This window comes from Bacillus sp. PAMC28748, from assembly GCF_014250415.1.
Taxonomy (GTDB): domain Bacteria; phylum Bacillota; class Bacilli; order Bacillales; family Bacillaceae; genus Bacillus; species Bacillus licheniformis.
Window position 1 is genome coordinate 2,633,980 of sequence record NZ_CP060192.1, and the last position, 16,005, is coordinate 2,649,984.

General features: G+C 48.8%; 13 protein-coding genes. 11 read left to right on the forward strand and 2 right to left on the reverse strand.

The window, feature by feature from the left end; genetic code table 11:
- Positions 1–103: 103 nt before the first annotated feature.
- From H7F26_RS13450 to H7F26_RS13465, 4 genes are all read left to right on the forward strand, one after another.
- Positions 104–2,695, forward strand: coding sequence for an exo-rhamnogalacturonan lyase family protein (locus tag H7F26_RS13450; RefSeq protein ID WP_003180923.1), 2,592 nt, complete (start codon positions 104–106; stop codon positions 2,693–2,695).
- 85 nt (positions 2,696–2,780) lie between these two features.
- The gene (locus H7F26_RS13455; protein WP_003180925.1) at positions 2,781–4,304 is read left to right on the forward strand and encodes an extracellular solute-binding protein; all 1,524 of its coding nucleotides are present in this window, start codon (positions 2,781–2,783) and stop codon (positions 4,302–4,304) included.
- 41 nt (positions 4,305–4,345) lie between these two features.
- Complete coding sequence (locus H7F26_RS13460) at positions 4,346–5,299, forward strand: ABC transporter permease (RefSeq protein ID WP_003180927.1); 954 nt, start codon at positions 4,346–4,348, stop codon at positions 5,297–5,299.
- An 18-nt stretch (positions 5,300–5,317) separates the two neighbouring features.
- A complete protein-coding gene (locus H7F26_RS13465) occupies positions 5,318–6,202 on the forward strand; it encodes a carbohydrate ABC transporter permease (protein ID WP_003180929.1) in 885 nt (294 codons plus the stop codon).
- A 37-nt stretch (positions 6,203–6,239) separates the two neighbouring features.
- Here H7F26_RS13465 and H7F26_RS13470 read toward each other — a convergent pair whose 3' ends face one another.
- Positions 6,240–7,568 (reverse strand): APC family permease, encoded by a 1,329-nt coding sequence (locus H7F26_RS13470; protein ID WP_009328706.1) that lies wholly within the window; start codon positions 7,566–7,568, stop codon positions 6,240–6,242.
- Positions 7,569–7,887: 319 nt separating this feature from the next.
- On the opposite strand from H7F26_RS13470, the gene H7F26_RS13475 reads away from it, so the two are divergent.
- Positions 7,888–8,841, forward strand: coding sequence for a ring-cleaving dioxygenase (locus tag H7F26_RS13475; protein ID WP_011197826.1), 954 nt, complete (start codon positions 7,888–7,890; stop codon positions 8,839–8,841).
- Positions 8,842–9,233: 392 nt separating this feature from the next.
- Positions 9,234–9,596 carry a hypothetical protein gene (locus H7F26_RS13480; RefSeq protein ID WP_003180937.1) on the forward strand — a complete coding sequence of 121 codons (363 nt, stop codon included), beginning with the start codon at positions 9,234–9,236 and terminating at the stop codon, positions 9,594–9,596.
- 173 nt (positions 9,597–9,769) lie between these two features.
- Here H7F26_RS13480 and H7F26_RS13485 read toward each other — a convergent pair whose 3' ends face one another.
- Entirely contained in the window at positions 9,770–11,068 is a 1,299-nt protein-coding gene (locus tag H7F26_RS13485) for a S1C family serine protease (protein WP_011197827.1), read from the reverse strand.
- A 158-nt stretch (positions 11,069–11,226) separates the two neighbouring features.
- Here H7F26_RS13485 and proG point away from each other — a divergent pair, with 158 nt between their 5' ends.
- The 5 genes from proG to H7F26_RS13510 all read left to right on the forward strand — a co-directional run bounded on the left by proG (position 11,227) and on the right by H7F26_RS13510 (position 15,991).
- Complete coding sequence (proG, locus tag H7F26_RS13490; RefSeq protein WP_011197828.1) at positions 11,227–12,039, forward strand: pyrroline-5-carboxylate reductase ProG; 813 nt, start codon at positions 11,227–11,229, stop codon at positions 12,037–12,039.
- A gap of 215 nt (positions 12,040–12,254) precedes the next feature.
- The gene (locus H7F26_RS13495; RefSeq protein ID WP_009328702.1) at positions 12,255–13,079 is read left to right on the forward strand and encodes a M55 family metallopeptidase; all 825 of its coding nucleotides are present in this window, start codon (positions 12,255–12,257) and stop codon (positions 13,077–13,079) included.
- Between the two features lie 15 nt (positions 13,080–13,094).
- Positions 13,095–14,021 (forward strand): ABC transporter permease, encoded by a 927-nt coding sequence (locus H7F26_RS13500; RefSeq protein ID WP_009328701.1) that lies wholly within the window; start codon positions 13,095–13,097, stop codon positions 14,019–14,021.
- Between the two features lie 4 nt (positions 14,022–14,025).
- Complete coding sequence (locus tag H7F26_RS13505) at positions 14,026–14,985, forward strand: ABC transporter permease (RefSeq protein WP_009328700.1); 960 nt, start codon at positions 14,026–14,028, stop codon at positions 14,983–14,985.
- 7 nt (positions 14,986–14,992) lie between these two features.
- Positions 14,993–15,991, forward strand: coding sequence for an ABC transporter ATP-binding protein (locus H7F26_RS13510; protein ID WP_075223547.1), 999 nt, complete (start codon positions 14,993–14,995; stop codon positions 15,989–15,991).
- The last annotated feature ends 14 nt before the right edge of the window (positions 15,992–16,005 follow it).

The window sequence follows — 16,005 nt, forward strand, 5'->3', positions numbered from 1 at the left end:
TTGGCATCCCGCTATCATAAGCAAAAAAGGAATATTGACGGTCAATAGGCTAAACAGGAAAATATTCACTGACCAATCGGTTGAACAGAAAGGAGGAACGCTTGTGAAAGCACAGGCTGAACTAAAATGGCTGAATAGAGCGCCTGCTTCGTTCGGCGGGGTGACTTGGGGAGTGCCTTGGGCAAAAGGAGTGCTGCAAAAAGGGGAGACGGCCGTCATCGCTTCGGAAAACGCCCCGTATTTGCAAACATGGCCGCTTGCATATTGGCCTGACGGCTCGATTAAATGGACGGGCCATGCCGCAGTATTCCCAGAAGAAAGCGGACGCCGATTTACATTGCAAAAAGGAAAGCCCGGCGCGCCGAAAACCATCGTCCGTGTCAGCGAGCAGAAAGACGAAATCACGGTGAATACGGGCGCGATAGTCTGCAAGCTCGGAAAGTCGGGGCCGGCACTGATCCGTTCGATTTCCATTTCCGGGGAAATGATGGCGAAAGAAGGACGGCTCATCGCTTTAAAAGAAAAAAGAAGCGGTTCAGATACACAAAGCATGTATTATATTGAACGGTTTGAGAGCTTGGTCAAACGTGCGGCAATCGAACAAAACGGTCCGGTCAAGACAGTCATCAAGATTGAAGGCGTCCACCGCGGCGGAGGCATCGATGTTTGGCTCCCTTTTACCGTCAGGCTTTCTTTCTATGCCGGTGTCCCGTCCATCCGGATCGTGCACACGATCTTCATCGACTGTAACGCAGAAACGGAATGGATCAAAGGACTCGGTTTAGAGATGAGCGCGGTTTTGAGCGGAGCGCCAAGAAACAGGCATATTCGCTATGCAGCCGACGGAGGAATTTACGGAGAGGCTTCTCAGCTGCTTGTGACGAGAAGATTTAATGAAACAAACGGGTTCTATGAACGACAGATAGCCGGACAGCCTGTCCCGGAAGAGTCGGAAGTCGTGCGTGATGCGGAGAAAAACGCCGTCTGGAACGATTTCAAGCTCATTCAAGATTCCCCTGTTCACTGGCGCTTAAAAAAGCGAACCGGCAAAGACTGCGCCTGGGTGGACGCGATTCATGGGGGGAGAGCGAAAGGGCTGATGTATGCAGGCGGGGAAAATGGCGGCATCGCGCTCGGCCTCAGAAACTTCTTTGAAAAATATCCATCATCGCTTGAAGCGCAAGGTCTTGCCGGCGGCGAAACAAAATTGACGGCATGGTTCTGGCCCCCTGAAGCTGAAGCGATGGACTTCCGCCATTATTCAAAAGGCACTCACGTTGAAAGCGCATATGAAGGGTTTGCCGAAATGAGGTCGACGGCTGTCGGCATTGCCAATACGAGCGAAGTCAACCTCGCCTGTTTTTCAAATCCGCCGAGTAATGAAGAGCTGAACAGAGCGGCGGACGAATGGCAAAATCCCCCATTGCTTATTTGTGAGCCTGACTATTATTATGACACCCGCGCTTTGGGTGTTTGGAGCCTGAAAGATAAACGGCGCCCGCTCTCAGCTGTGCTTGAAGATCAGCTGGACGAGGCTCTCAAGTTTTACATGAACGAAGTCGAACAGCGGGGCTGGTACGGCTATTGGCATTACGGTGATGTGATGCATACGTACGATGCCGTCCGGCATGTATGGCGGTATGACCTGGGCGGCTATGCATGGCAAAACACGGAACTCGTACCGAACCTCTGGCTTTGGCAGTCTTTTTTTAGATCCGGGAGGGAAGACATCTTCAGAATGGCAGAAGCGATGACTCGTCACACTAGCGAAATCGACTGCTACCATTTCGGGGATTATAAAGGCCTCGGTTCAAGGCACAATGTCCTCCATTGGGGCTGCGGCTGCAAGGAAGCGAGAATCAGCATGGCCGGCCTCCACAAGCCTTATTATTTTTTGACGGCGGATGAGAGAACGGGGGAAGTGTTAACCGAGGTGAAAGATGCCGATCGAGCGCTTGAGATGCTTGATCCGATGAGAGCCTATTATCCGGAAAAAGAGTTCCCTGCCCACGCGAGAGTTGGCCCCGACTGGGCGGCGTTCTGTTCCAATTGGCTGACGGAATGGGAGCGGACCGGTGATGAAGCGTACCTTGATAAAATCAACCGGGGAATCGGCCGGCTCAAAGCGCTGCCTCTTCGTCTGCTGTCCGGGCCGACTTTCGGATACGATCCTAAAGCTTCAGATCTGCTTCATATGGGTGACGGGAATCATGGCGGCTATCATATGGTCATCGCCTTTGGCGCCCCGCAAACATGGATGGAGCTTGCAGAACTGCTGGAGGATAACGAATGGAAGGAGATGCTCGGCGAATTCGGCGAATTTTATTTGCTGGCTGATGAAGAAAAGCGCAAGAGGAGCGGCGGGAAGCTTCACGATGATTTATTTCACTGGCCGATGTTCTCCGCTGCCATGGCCGCTTATGCTGCGAGGCTTCACCAAGACCGGAAGCTTGCCGAAAAAGCATGGCGGCTGTTGCTGGACGAAAAACAAAGCCATACACCGCTGCCGATCGCTCCAAAACAAGTCCATGCGTGGAACACGATCACGGAAATCCCTTGGGTCACGACAAACTGCGTCTCACAATGGTGCCTCAACACAATAGCCGTGCTGGAGCTGCTCAAGGATATGCCGCCTGATCAGGACATGCAAGAAAAGATCATCAAAGCAATGAAAGATCATCCCGCTCGCGTGTGAGGGCAAAAAATGAAGGTTGCCGGAAAAATGTAAGCGTTTTAAATTCGAGTGGAACAATGAAACGATCAAAAGGGGGAATTGTAAAATGGCAAGACTGAAGCTGAAGGGAAACAAGTGGCTCGCTGCACCCGCTGTCTTTTTGCTCCTTATCGGGTGCAGTGCAAATGAGACGTCGAATCAAGACGGGAAAGGAAAAGAGAAGGATGCCATTCATATTATGGCTCCGCTCCTCTCGCCGGAAAGTCCGGGAGAAAACAGTCCGTCTTTAAAAGCGCTCGAAAAATACACGAAAAAACAAATTAAAGTGACATGGGTTCCGAACTCTTCCTATAATGATAAATTCAACATCGTCATGGCCTCGGGGGATTTGCCGCAAGCCATTGTCGTCACGGACAAGTCGCCGGGTTTTATCAAGTCTGTCAAATCAGGCGCGTTCTGGGAGCTTTCACCTTATTTAAAAGACTACCCGAACCTTGGAAAGGCCGATGAGAAAGTGATGAAGAACAGTTCCATTAACGGCGAGATTTACGGCATTTACAGGGCGAGGGACCTCATCCGCGCTTCGATTATCATCAGAACGGACTGGCTCGAAAATGTCGGCCTGGAGATGCCGAAAACAATCGACGAATTTTACGACGTACTGAAAGCGTTTAAAGAAAAAGACCCCGACGGAAACGGAAAGGACGATACGTACGGCATGGTAGTCCCGAAATGGATGGGGCTAGGCAACGGGAGCCCATGGGATATTATGCAGACATGGTTCGGTGCTCCAAACCGCTACGGAGTAGACGAAAAAGGGGAACTCATTCCGGACTTCACAACAGAAGAATATATGGAAGCGCTGCGTTTTTTCAAAAAGCTGTATGATGAGGGGCTGATCAATAAAGACTTCGCCGTAATGGATTCAGCGAAGTGGAACGATCCGGTCGTCAAAGGGAAAGCTGGTGTGATCGTCGATACCGGTTCGCGGGCATCGCAGATACAAAGCGCAATGGAGGAAGCCGATCCCGGAAACAAGGATGTGATCGATGTCATCGGAACGGTCAAAGGCCCGAAAGGAACGTATACATTCCCGACATCAGGATACGCCGGAATGATTGCCATCCCGAAAGCGAGCGTCAAAACGGAAAAAGAACTAAAAGAAGTGCTCGGCTTCTTGGACAAAATGAACGATGAAGAGGCACAGATCATTGCCAATAACGGCGTAAAAGGGCGCAACTATAAGCTTGAAAACGGTGCGTACACGTCCCTTGAAAAAAACAACAAAAAACTGCTTTACGAGCACGAGGGTCTTGCGCAGTTCAGCATGGGCATTCCGGAACAAAGATACTATGTGGAAAAGCAAGAATCAAAGCTGTTTAAACACCGTGAACAGATTCGCAAAGAAGGGGAGAAAATCGCCGTATTCAACCCGGCAGAATCGCTCGTTTCAGATGTATACACCCAAAAAGGGGCACAGCTTGACAACATCATCCTCGATGCCAAAACACAGTTTATCATCGGCGACATCGATGAAAAAGGCTTTCAAGACGCCGTTGAGCTTTGGTATAAAAGCGGGGGCGAAGATTTGATGAAAGAACTGAACAAACGCTACAAGGAGACTAAATAGCTCAGGTCTTTAAACAGCACACGAAAGGGGGGATGCGGCACATGGAAATCACCGCAAAAACAGGGAAGCCCGCTGTTAAGACAGAAAAGAAACCGACTGGGCTAGAGGCCGTAAAACGGGATAAATGGCTTTATCTTCTGCTTGTTCCCGGTGTTTTATATTTTCTCATATTTAAATATTGGCCGATGTGGGGCGTATTAATCGCCTTCAAGGATTATTCGCCTTATCTCGGATTTTGGCAGAGCGAATGGGTCGGATTCGAGTATTTTAAAGATTTCTTTATGAATCCTGACTTCTTCCGTCTGCTCCGAAACACGCTTATGCTGGCCGCTCTCGATTTGATCTTTGCATTTCCGGCCCCGCTCATTGTCGCTCTTTTACTGAATGAACTGCGGCACGCCATCTATAAACGGTGCATTCAGACGTTTATATATGTTCCGCATTTCGTCTCATGGACGATCGTCGTCAGCATAACGTTTGTCTTTTTCACGGTTGATACGGGCGTGATGAATAAAGTGCTGCAAAGCATAACGGGCCGAGAGATTGCGTTTCTCTCAGATCCCGAATGGTTCAGGCCGATGATTGTGCTGCAAAGCATATGGAAGGAGACGGGCTGGGGAACGATCCTGTTTCTGGCGGCGCTCGCTTCGGTTGACCAAGAGCAGTATGAAGCGGCAGTGATGGACGGTGCAGGAAGGTTGAGGAGAATGTGGCACATTACCCTTCCGGCCATCAGAAGCACGATCGTCGTGCTTCTCATCTTAAGAATCGGCAGCTTTTTGAACATCGGCTTCGAACAGATTTTTTTAATGACCAATTCCTTAAACCGGAGCGTAGCTGAAATCTTCGACACATATGTCTATGTTGTCGGAATCACGCAGGGCGCATACAGCTACAGTACGGCAGTCGGTCTTTTCAAATCGGTTGTCGGGATCATCCTGATATTCTGCGCCAACTATATCGCGAAAAAGTTTGACCAGGACGGTCTGTTTTAATGAATGGAGGTGAAAGGGATGTCCGGTGCGGAAACGATCCATAACACAAAAGCGGGCCGGGTGTTCGATTGGTTTAATGTGATCTTTCTCGGCTGCTGCGGACTGATAACCGTCTTGCCTTTTCTGTATATTATCGCGGGGTCATTTGCGACGGAGGCCGAGCTGGCGGAAAGGAGCTTCTTTATCTTTCCCGAGACGTTCTCGCTTGACGCGTACCGCTATATTTTTTCAACGCCGACATTTATCAGGAGCATGGGGGTGTCTGTGCTTATAACGGTCGTGGGAACGATCGTCCAGCTCTTTTTTACATTTACGATGGCCTATCCTCTTGCAAAACGGCACATCAAGGGAAGGAATCTGCTTTTGAATCTCGTCATTTTTGCGATGCTTTTCAGCGGAGGAATGATTCCGACGTATATCGTCGTCAAATCACTGGGACTGCTCGATTCCTATTGGGCGCTGATTTTGCCGATGGCGATCAACCCGTTCAATCTCATTATTATTAAAAACTTTTTTCAGCAGCTTCCGAAAGAGCTTGAGGAGTCGGCCAAGATTGACGGCTGTTCAGAAATCGGCGTGTTCTTAAGGATCGCACTGCCGCTGTCTAAGCCGATTATTGCGACTTTTGCGCTGTTTTATGCGGTCGGCATTTGGAACGACTTTTTCCATGCTTTGCTGTACATCAATGACAGTGCGAAATGGCCGCTGCAAATGGTGCTGCGCCAAGTGACGATTCTTTCGGATCTGACGGGGACGACGAATGATATGATGGAAACGGTGCCGCCTGAACAATCGATCAAACTGGCCGTCATCGTCATTGCGACGCTTCCGATTTTAGCCGTGTACCCGTTTTTGCAGAAGCATTTTGCCAAAGGCATTCTGATCGGGTCTGTGAAGGGATAAAAAAAAACCGCCGGGCTCATGTGCCGGCGGCTTCGGCTCAGGCAGCTGAGCCGTTTTTATTTCTTTTTTTCATCCAAAAATAAACCGGGAGACCGACGAGACCGATCAAGATCGACCACAGGCAGCTGTAGAAGTCTGTGATGAGCGTGCTGACAAGGACAAACAATGACCCGAGAATCGCCGCTACAGGCAGGTAAGGATAGAGCGGCACGCTGTAAGATCTTCCTTGGCCGTTCTTCCGTCTCCGCAAAATAAATACCGCGAAAAACGCCATGACATAGAAGATGTAAATCATAAAAATCGAAACCTCTGACAGCTTTTCAGGATTGCTGATGATCATTAAAATGACAGCGATAATCATCTGGACGATGACTGCGATCCAAGGCGTATGGAATGCCGGATGAACATGCGAGATCCAGCGGGAGAAAGGCAGCTGTTTTTTCTCAGCCATTGCAAAGATCACGCGCGGAAAAGACAGAACCTTTCCGTTTAAGCAGCCGAAGATGCTGACGATAATTCCGATGGATATCAGCTTGCCGCCGAGCGGCCCGAACAGCATGGTCGCGGCTGTGCTTGTCGCATTTTCGCCGAGCTTGACAATCTGATCGGCAGGAAGAATGTGAAGCAGCGCCAAGTTAATGAACAGATAGCAGGCAGTGACGATCAGTATGCCGCCTGTCATCGCTTTCGGAAGCACTTTTTCCGGATTCTTCATTTCTCCGCCGAGTGCTGCAAGAAGGATCCAGCCGTCATACGCGAATAGCGTCGCCAATACCGCCGCCCCGAAGTTTTGGCTGGCGATGCTCTCCGTGACCGAACTGAAAATATATTCATCGCCCTGCCATAGACCGAACACAATGATACATACAATGGGAATCAGCTTTCCGATCGTTGTGATCGTCTGAACCGCTCCGCCGTATTTTGTTCCGACGATGTTGACGATGCATAAAAAGGCGACGGTGATGATGCCGATGAGTGCAGTCCAGGATTTATCCCAGGAAAACAAGTTGGCCACAAGCGAGCCGAAATATAATCCAAGTGCGCCGATGATGGCCGGTCCGTAGATGATGATCTGCACCCAGCCGCATAAGAAGCCCCAGAACTCGCCGTAAATTTCTTCAAGATATGTGTAAAGACCGCCTGTTTTCGGAATCTGTGCGCCCAGTTCAGCGATGGTCAGCCCGCCGGCAAGCGTCAAGATTCCGCCGAGAAGCCAGGCGAAAAGAGCGATTTGTGCGTTTCCGGAATAGGAAAGCACGCTGCCGGGCTTCATAAACACGCCGGAACCGATGATCGTTCCAATCACAAGAGATAGCGCAAATAACAAGCCTATCTCTTTTTTTAGTCCGTTTGCTTCTGCATTCATTGCTATGCCTCCCATTGATGTGATCTCTTTCATAGAAAACTATTTTTATATTGTAATACCTTTTTTAAAAAAGAAAAATTAAATAAATTTTCTGATTTTCGTATTTCTTGTATATGTTAAACATTTCAAGGTCGTAAACCCCGGGATAACCATCAATAACCGAACTTTAATATATGATTTTTGATATATTGTTAGTTTTTATAGGAGAGGGAGGGAGGCCCGACCGGGAAGACGGTTTGGTTGACTTTTCAAATCAAATCGCCTATTTTGGAGAAAGAATAAATCTCGAATTCGAGATATTTAATTGGGAGATGATAGAATGAACGTAAATGGCATTCACCACGTATCTGCTTTAACAGCAAACGCCCAGCATAACCTGGATTTCTATGTCAAAGGGCTTGGCATGAAACTGATAAAGAAATCGGTCAATCAGGACGATCCGACCATGTACCACTTGTTTTACGGGGATGAAGTCGCGTCTCCGGGTTCGGATTTGACATTTTTCGAGATTCCGATGCTTGCCCGGAGACGGGAAGGGACGAACTGTATTTCGGCCGTATCACTTCGGGTTCCCGGTGAACAAGCACTCGAATTTTGGGAGAAGCGGCTTCATGAGCTCGGCACAGAGATTTGCGGCATCGAGACGCGTGCGGGGCGGAGCATTCTCCGCTTTTTAGATCATGAAGGACAGAACATGATGTTTGTAGCTGATGAAAAGGGAAAAGACCATGGAGTGCCTGTGAAAAACGGCGTCATTCCTGAGGATGCTGCAATCAGGGGGCTCGGCCCGGTCGAACTGACTGTCAGGGACGCCGGTCCGACGGCGGCGGTGCTGACCGATATTCTCGGCTTTCATAAAATCGGTGAGGAACAGGCTGACGAATCCGGCCAAACGCTTCACATATTTGAATCGGGTGAAGGAGGAGCAGGCACGGAGGTGCATGTGAAACAGTCAGATGACGGCAGAAGAGAGCGTCCCGGAAGAGGAAGCGTCCATCATGTCGCTTTCCGCGTCAAAGATGAAGAAGAACTTAAGCAGTGGCATGAGATAATCAGTGAGAACGGCTTTTCGAATTCAGGGATTGTGGAACGCTATTATTTTAAGGCGCTGTATTTCAGAGAACCGAACGGCATACTTTTTGAACTGTCGACTGACGGTCCTGGCTTTGCCGTTGATGAATCAATTGATGAGCTCGGCCAAAGCCTTGCCCTTCCGCCGTATCTCGAGCATCGGCGGAAAGAGATTGAAGCGCGGCTGAAACCGATCCGATAAAAAAACGAGGTCCCGAAAAGGACCTCGTTTTTTATATAGGCTCTGTTAAACGTAAATGTTGATATTTGATAACTTTCCATAATATTGGTATAATCAGATGAGAACAAACATTCGATGAGAGGCTATCAAGGTGAGCGAAGCGTTTGCAACTTGTTAAAGTATATCGGCAAATTACCACGAGCTGAAAAAGAACAAGTGTACCAATGGGTTAAACGCTATGCTGAACCTTCTTCCATTGTTGGTGTTCGATTATAACAGAGACATATGACAGTTTGCGACTCGCAAAAATGAATGTGCAGTCCTAATTCAACCATTCAGTAGGATTGTTAGAAAGCGCTGAATAGAAATTTATAAAATGTTGGGTTATTAAAAATGAAAAGTGAGGTTTGTATATGAATACTGTCAGCCAAGAAATCCAAGATTTGTCCATTAAATCTTTGGAATCAACTTTTAATAAACTAACAAATGCTTATAAAAGCACGACAGAAAAAGGTTCAAACACAACTCTTGTCAAAAAGAGACTAAACGCAGTGAAAATTGGTTTAGAAAGCCTAAAAGGTACTTGGTATGGAGAAGATTTCGGCTATAACGAAGAAATCATATTGACTACTAAAAAAGTTTTAAAAGGTATCATTCCATCTATTGAAAAACAAATAGCAAAAGCAAAAGAAGGCAGTCCTCAAAAAACATTAAATGAGCGTCGCCTGACTGCACTAAAACTGGCAATCGAATCTTTGGAGAACCGTCTTATATAAGACGGTTCTTAAATTGTTTCAGAATCGTGTGAGTTACATAACAAGATTGAAGGAAACCGTTTTTACTACGGCTTCCCTTTATTTTTGCGTATTTAACAACATCCAAATCTAACAGAGTCTTTATATAAAAGGCATCCGGCACAGCCGGCGGCCCCGTAAAGGGGGGCATGCTGTTAAGATGATGCGGATTCTTTCTGGTCAAGGGTGATTTGTTTTGTCATGGTTTTGCCGTTTCGAATGAGGGTAACCTTTACCGTATCCCCGATTTTTGCATCGTTGTAAAGAAGGTTGCGCAGCGCGCTTCCTGTATCGGTTTCTTTTCCGTTAAAGCTGACGATGACATCGTTCTCTTTAAGGCCCGCTTTTTCAGCTGGGGAGCCTGAAGCGACCTGGCGGATGTAGACGCCTTTGTTTAACTGGCTGCCGCTTAATCCGAGGGTGCCTGTTTGATAGTTTTCCGGCACCTGCTCAAGATCCATCATGCCGATTCCGATGAACGGGCGCTCAATTTTTCCTTTAGACATCAGCTCTTCTGCAATCGGTTTGACATCATTGCTTGGAATCGCAAATCCGATGCCTTCTACTCCGCTTTCACTGATTTTCATGCTGTTGATGCCGATCACTTCACCCTTTGTATTCAAAAGGGCGCCTCCGCTGTTGCCGGGGTTGATGGCCGCGTCGGTTTGAATGACGTTCATCTCGGTTTGGCCTGCGGATGTATCTACGGAAACGGTCCGATCAACACCGCTGATGATGCCTTGTGTCACCGTGCGGGACAGATCTTTGCCGAGCGGGTTTCCAATAGCGATCACCGATTCGCCTGCTTTCAAGCTTGACGAATCGCCGAAAGAGGCGACTTTTTCCACGTGATCAGCGGAAATTTCAACAACGGCAAGGTCTGTCAACGAATCGCTGCCCAGCAATTTACCTTCCACTTCTTTGCCGTTGGACAGGGAAACCGTCAGTTTAGACGCGCCTTCGACAACGTGGTTATTTGTAATAATGTATGCTTTGCCGTTTGCTTTTTTATAGATGACACCTGAGCCTGTGCCTGTTTCTTGTTCGCTTGAGCTGCTGCTGTTGCTTTCAAAACCGAACATACCGCTCTCTGTTTGTTTTTGATAGTTTGAAATACCGACGATGGCGGGAGATACATTTTCAACCATTGTAGAAATGTCGGACGAATTGGTGCTGGACAATTTTTCGGTATTCGCTTTAGTGGAAGAAGCCGATGAGTTCGACGTCTCGTTTGTTTGCGTCTGGACGGATGTATTGGCCGTTTCGTCTTTGCTATGCTGGTATGTCGTGACGCCGAGAACGAGGCTTCCTCCGATGATGCCGCTGAGAATCGGCGTCATCCACGAGAGTCTCCGCTTTTGCTGTTCTGCTTTTTTTATCGCCTGGTCGGGCTTTTGATCGGAGACGATGAGTTCGTTTTTTGTTTCAAGCTGATCTTCTCTATTATATTCCATCATTTTCACGCTCCTATTGTTATCATATCCTTTGATGCCTTAATCATAAACAAAGACTGTGGGATAAACATGAAAACATTGTGGGAAATTGTCAAAGAAAAAGGATAGAATATATAGGGTGCTATTTATAATATGACATGTCAGAGGTGTTCTAAACGTTGAACAAGATTGGATTTATCGGATACGGAAGCATGGCGCAGATGATTGCGGTGAAACTGCTAGATCAGGGGAAAATCAGGGATGACATGGTGGTCGTCAGCTCAAGGAATGACGGGAAAACAGAGGAGCTGAAAAAGCTTTATCCGAATGTCGCCTGTCAATCAGCTGATGAGCTCGCCAAACAGTGCGGCCTGATCTTCATCTGTGTACCGCCGATGGCGGTAAAAGAAACGCTTGAAAAAATACAGCCGTTTCTTCAGGAGGATGTCCACATCGTTTCGATTGCCGCGGGGGTCGAGCTTGACCGGCTTCACGACTGGACAAGCGGACAGGTGACGAGATACATTCCGACACTCACATCTGAAGCCGGGATCGGCGTTTCGCTTGTTGTCCACGGCGAGCGGGTCGCTGAGGCGGACAAAAGCCGGCTGGAAGAATATCTTTCCGCCTTCAGCACAGTCAAACAGATCAATGAGAGAGATATTGACGCTGCGAGCAATTTAACAAGCTCTTCACCGGGGTTCATCGCTTCGATTTTTGAAGAATTTGCTCAAGCCGCTGTCAGAAACAGCAGCCTCACGAAAGAAGAAGCGTTTCAATTTCTGATTCATTCATTGCTGGGAACAGGCAAGCTGTTAATGGAAAAAGACATGACGTTTGCTCAAACGCTTGATCGGGTGGCGACAAAAGGCGGCATAACCGCAGAAGGTGCGGAAGTCATTCAAGATGCCATGCCGGAAGTCTTTGACGAGCTGTTTGCCAGAACGATGAAGAAATATGAAGTCATCAAAGACGCTGTCCGCCGGCAGTGAGCCGCGGCATTCATCGACATATCCGGATATCCGCAAGCTGCCTGACCAGGCAGCTTTTTTATTTGCATTCGACAACATTCATCAAAATTCCAATTTTATATTAAATTTCTAAAATTACCAATTGTTATTGCATTTCTATTAAAATTCTAATATAATTTGTTAGAATATTCCCAAAATAATAAAAAATTTGAGACGTTTTTAAGGGGTGGTTTTTTGTGAAGCTGTATATGTCTGTTGATATGGAGGGGATTTCCGGGCTTCCGGATGATACGTTCGTCGATTCAAGCAAGCCGAACTATGAGAGAGGCCGGAAGATCATGACGGACGAGGCCAATCATGTGATTGACGAAGCGTTCAAAAATGGATGCAGAGAGGTGATTGTTAATGACAGCCACTCTAAAATGAACAACCTGTTAATTGAGAGGCTCCATCCTGAAGCGCGGCTTATTTCGGGAGATGTCAAGCCGTTTTCGATGGTTCAGGGGCTTGATGATACATACGACGGAGCCGTGTTCGTCGGCTACCATGCGAGAGCGTCGATGAGAGGCGTGATGTCGCACAGCATGATTTTCGGCGTCAGACATTTTTACATCAACGATCAGGCGGTCGGCGAGCTGGGGTTCAACGCCTATGTTGCCGGTTATTACGGCGTCCCGGTCATCATGGCTGCCGGTGACAGCGAGGCGGCAGCTGAGGCGGAGGAGCTGATTCCGAACGTAACGACAGCAGCCGTCAAAGAAACGGTCTCCCGTTCGGCGGTCAAATGTCTGACGCCGGAGAAAGCGGGGCGGCTATTAAGAGAACGGATGGCATATGCGATTCAAAACCGCGGTCAAGTCAAGCCGCTCACACCTCCGGACAGGCCGGTGCTGCGGATAGAATTTGCCAATTACGGCCAAGCCGAGTGGGCCAGTCTGATGCCGGGTGCTGAAATCGAACCGCAAACGACGACTGTCCGCTATCAAGCGAAAGACATTCTTGAAGCCTATCAAGCGATGCTTGTCATGACCGAGCTTGCGATGAGAACGACATTCTCCTAGGAAGGTGGGATGAAAATGGCGGGTTACATCATGAAGCGGCTGCTGTGGATGCTGGCAACCATTTTGGTGATCACGACATTGACCTTTGTGATGATGAAAGTGATTCCGGGCTCTCCCTTCAATGAAGAAAGAAATACGAACGAAGCGGTTCAGCGCAACCTTGAGGCTTACTATCAGCTGGATGAGCCTCTCTTTGTTCAATATTTGTACTATGTAAAGTCGATCGTTACCTTTGATTTCGGGCCGTCGATCAAGCAGCCTTCGCAAAGCGTGAACGACTTGCTGTCAAGAGGATTTCCCGTTTCGTTTGAGCTGGGGATGACGGCGCTTATTGTGGCGGTCATTTCCGGAATCGCACTCGGAATCTTTGCTGCGCTGCGGCAAAACGGCATCATCGACTATATAGCGATGACCATTGCCGTACTCGGCATTTCGGTTCCCAACTTTATTATGGCAACCTTGCTGATACAGCAATTTGCCGTTAATTGGAACATATTCCCTCCGTCGACATGGACGAGCCCGCTTCATATGGTGCTTCCGACTGCGGCTTTGGCGATGGGGCCGCTGGCGATTATCGCAAGGCTGACACGATCCAGCATGATCGAAGTGCTGACGCAGGATTATATCCGAACAGCCCGGGCTAAAGGGCTTTCCCCTTTTAAAATTGTCATGAAGCACGCCCTGAAAAACGCCCTTATGCCTGTTGTAACGATTCTCGGGACGCTTACCGCTGCGATTTTAACGGGGAGCTTCGTCATCGAAAAAATCTTTGCGATTCCGGGCATGGGAAAATATTTTGTTGAAAGCATCAACTCCCGCGATTACCCCGTGATTATGGGCACCACCGTTTTTTACAGCATCATCCTCATCATCATGTTGTTTCTCGTTGACATGGCCTACGGAATACTGGATCCGCGTATTAAACTGCATAAGAAAGGGTGAGCTTATGAGCCTTCCAGTCCGCACAGAAAAAGAAGCGTCTTCAGGCAGTGATATCCCTGTTGAATGGTTTGCCCCGCTGAAACAGAAGCAGGATGAGCGTGAATCCGTCGCAAGGCCGAGTCTGTCATATTGGCAGAACGCCTGGCGGATTTTAAGGAAAAACAAGCTGGCGATGGCGGGATTGGGCGTGTTAATCTTCCTGTTCTTCATGGCTGCTCTCGGACCGGTTCTTTCTCCGCACAGCGTCACCCAGCAGACGCTATCCGAGCAAAACCTGCCTCCGTCGACGGAGCATTGGTTCGGAACTGATGAGCTCGGACGCGATGTGTTTACAAGAACGTGGTACGGAGCGAGGATTTCTCTGTTTGTCGGTGTTATGGCGGCTTTGATCGATTTTGCAATCGGCGTCATCTACGGCGGCATCGCCGGCTATAAAGGCGGCAAAACAGACCACGCCATGATGCGGGTCATCGAAGTGCTGCACGGACTGCCTTATTTATTGGTCGTCATTCTTCTCATGGTCATGATGGGGCCTGGACTCGGGACGATCCTCGTCGCGCTGACTGTCACCGGCTGGGTCGGCATGGCGCGGATCGTCAGGGGGCAGGTTTTGAAGGTGAAGCATGATGAGCATGTTCTCGCATCCAAAACCTTCGGAGCGAAAACGGTAAGGATCATCAGGCGGAATCTGCTTCCTAACATGATGGGAGCGATCATCGTCCAGATGACCTTGACGGTGCCGTCGGCCATTTTTGCCGAGGCATTTCTCAGTTTCCTCGGTTTGGGCATTCAAGCCCCGTTTGCGAGCTGGGGTGTCATGGCGAACGACGGCCTTCCGGTGATCTTGTCGGGACACTGGTGGCGGCTGTTTTTTCCCGCTTTCTTTATTTCATTAACTATGTTCGCCTTTAATGTTGTTGGAGACGGACTGCAGGATGCGTTAGATCCGAAGCTGAGGAGGTAATGTATTTTTGCGGAAAAAAGTATTGGAAGTCGAGAATTTGCATGTTTCATTTACGACATACGGCGGAACGGTCAAAGCCGTCCGCGGCGTGAGCTTTGAGTTATATGAGGGGGAGACGTTTGCGATTGTCGGCGAGTCGGGATGCGGAAAAAGCGTGACATCGCAAAGCATCATGCGGCTTTTGCCGAAGTTTTCGGCAACGGTCACAGACGGTGCGATCCGCTTTAAGGGAAAAGACTTGCGCTACCTGTCCGAAAAAGAGATGAGAAAGATCAGAGGAGCCGAAATCTCAATGATCTTCCAGGATCCGATGACGGCCCTGAATCCGACCTTGACCGTCGGAGACCAGCTGGCAGAAGCGCTGTTGGAACATCGGCCCGTGTCTAAAACAGACGCTCGAAAAGCAGTCATTTCGATGCTTGAGCTCGTCGGGATCCCGAATCCGAAAGAGCGTTTGAGGCAGTATCCGCACCAATTCAGCGGAGGGATGAGGCAGCGGATCGTAATCGCCATGGCGCTCATCTGCGAACCGGAGATTTTGATTGCGGATGAACCGACGACCGCGCTTGATGTCACCATTCAGGCGCAAATTCTTGAGCTTTTTAAAGACATTCAGCGGAAAACCGGGGTATCCATCATTTTAATCACCCATGATTTGGGCGTAGTCGCACAGACGGCAGACAGAATCGCCGTGATGTACGCAGGGAAAATAGCTGAAACGGGAGCGAGGAGGGATATTTTTTACCGTCCGCAGCACCCGTATACAAAAGGCTTGCTGCACTCCGTTCCGAGGCTTGACCTTGAAGATGCAGACCTCGTTCCGATTGACGGAACACCGCCGGATTTGTTTTCTCCGCCTGAAGGATGTCCGTTTACGGCGCGCTGTTCCCGCGCAATGGAAGTGTGCGGCAAAATCCATCCTGCCGTTACAGAAGTCTCGGTGGGTCATCGAGTGTGCTGCTGGCTTCAGGATGAAAGGGCAAAAAGGGCTCTGCTGACAACATAATCATAAAATCGATT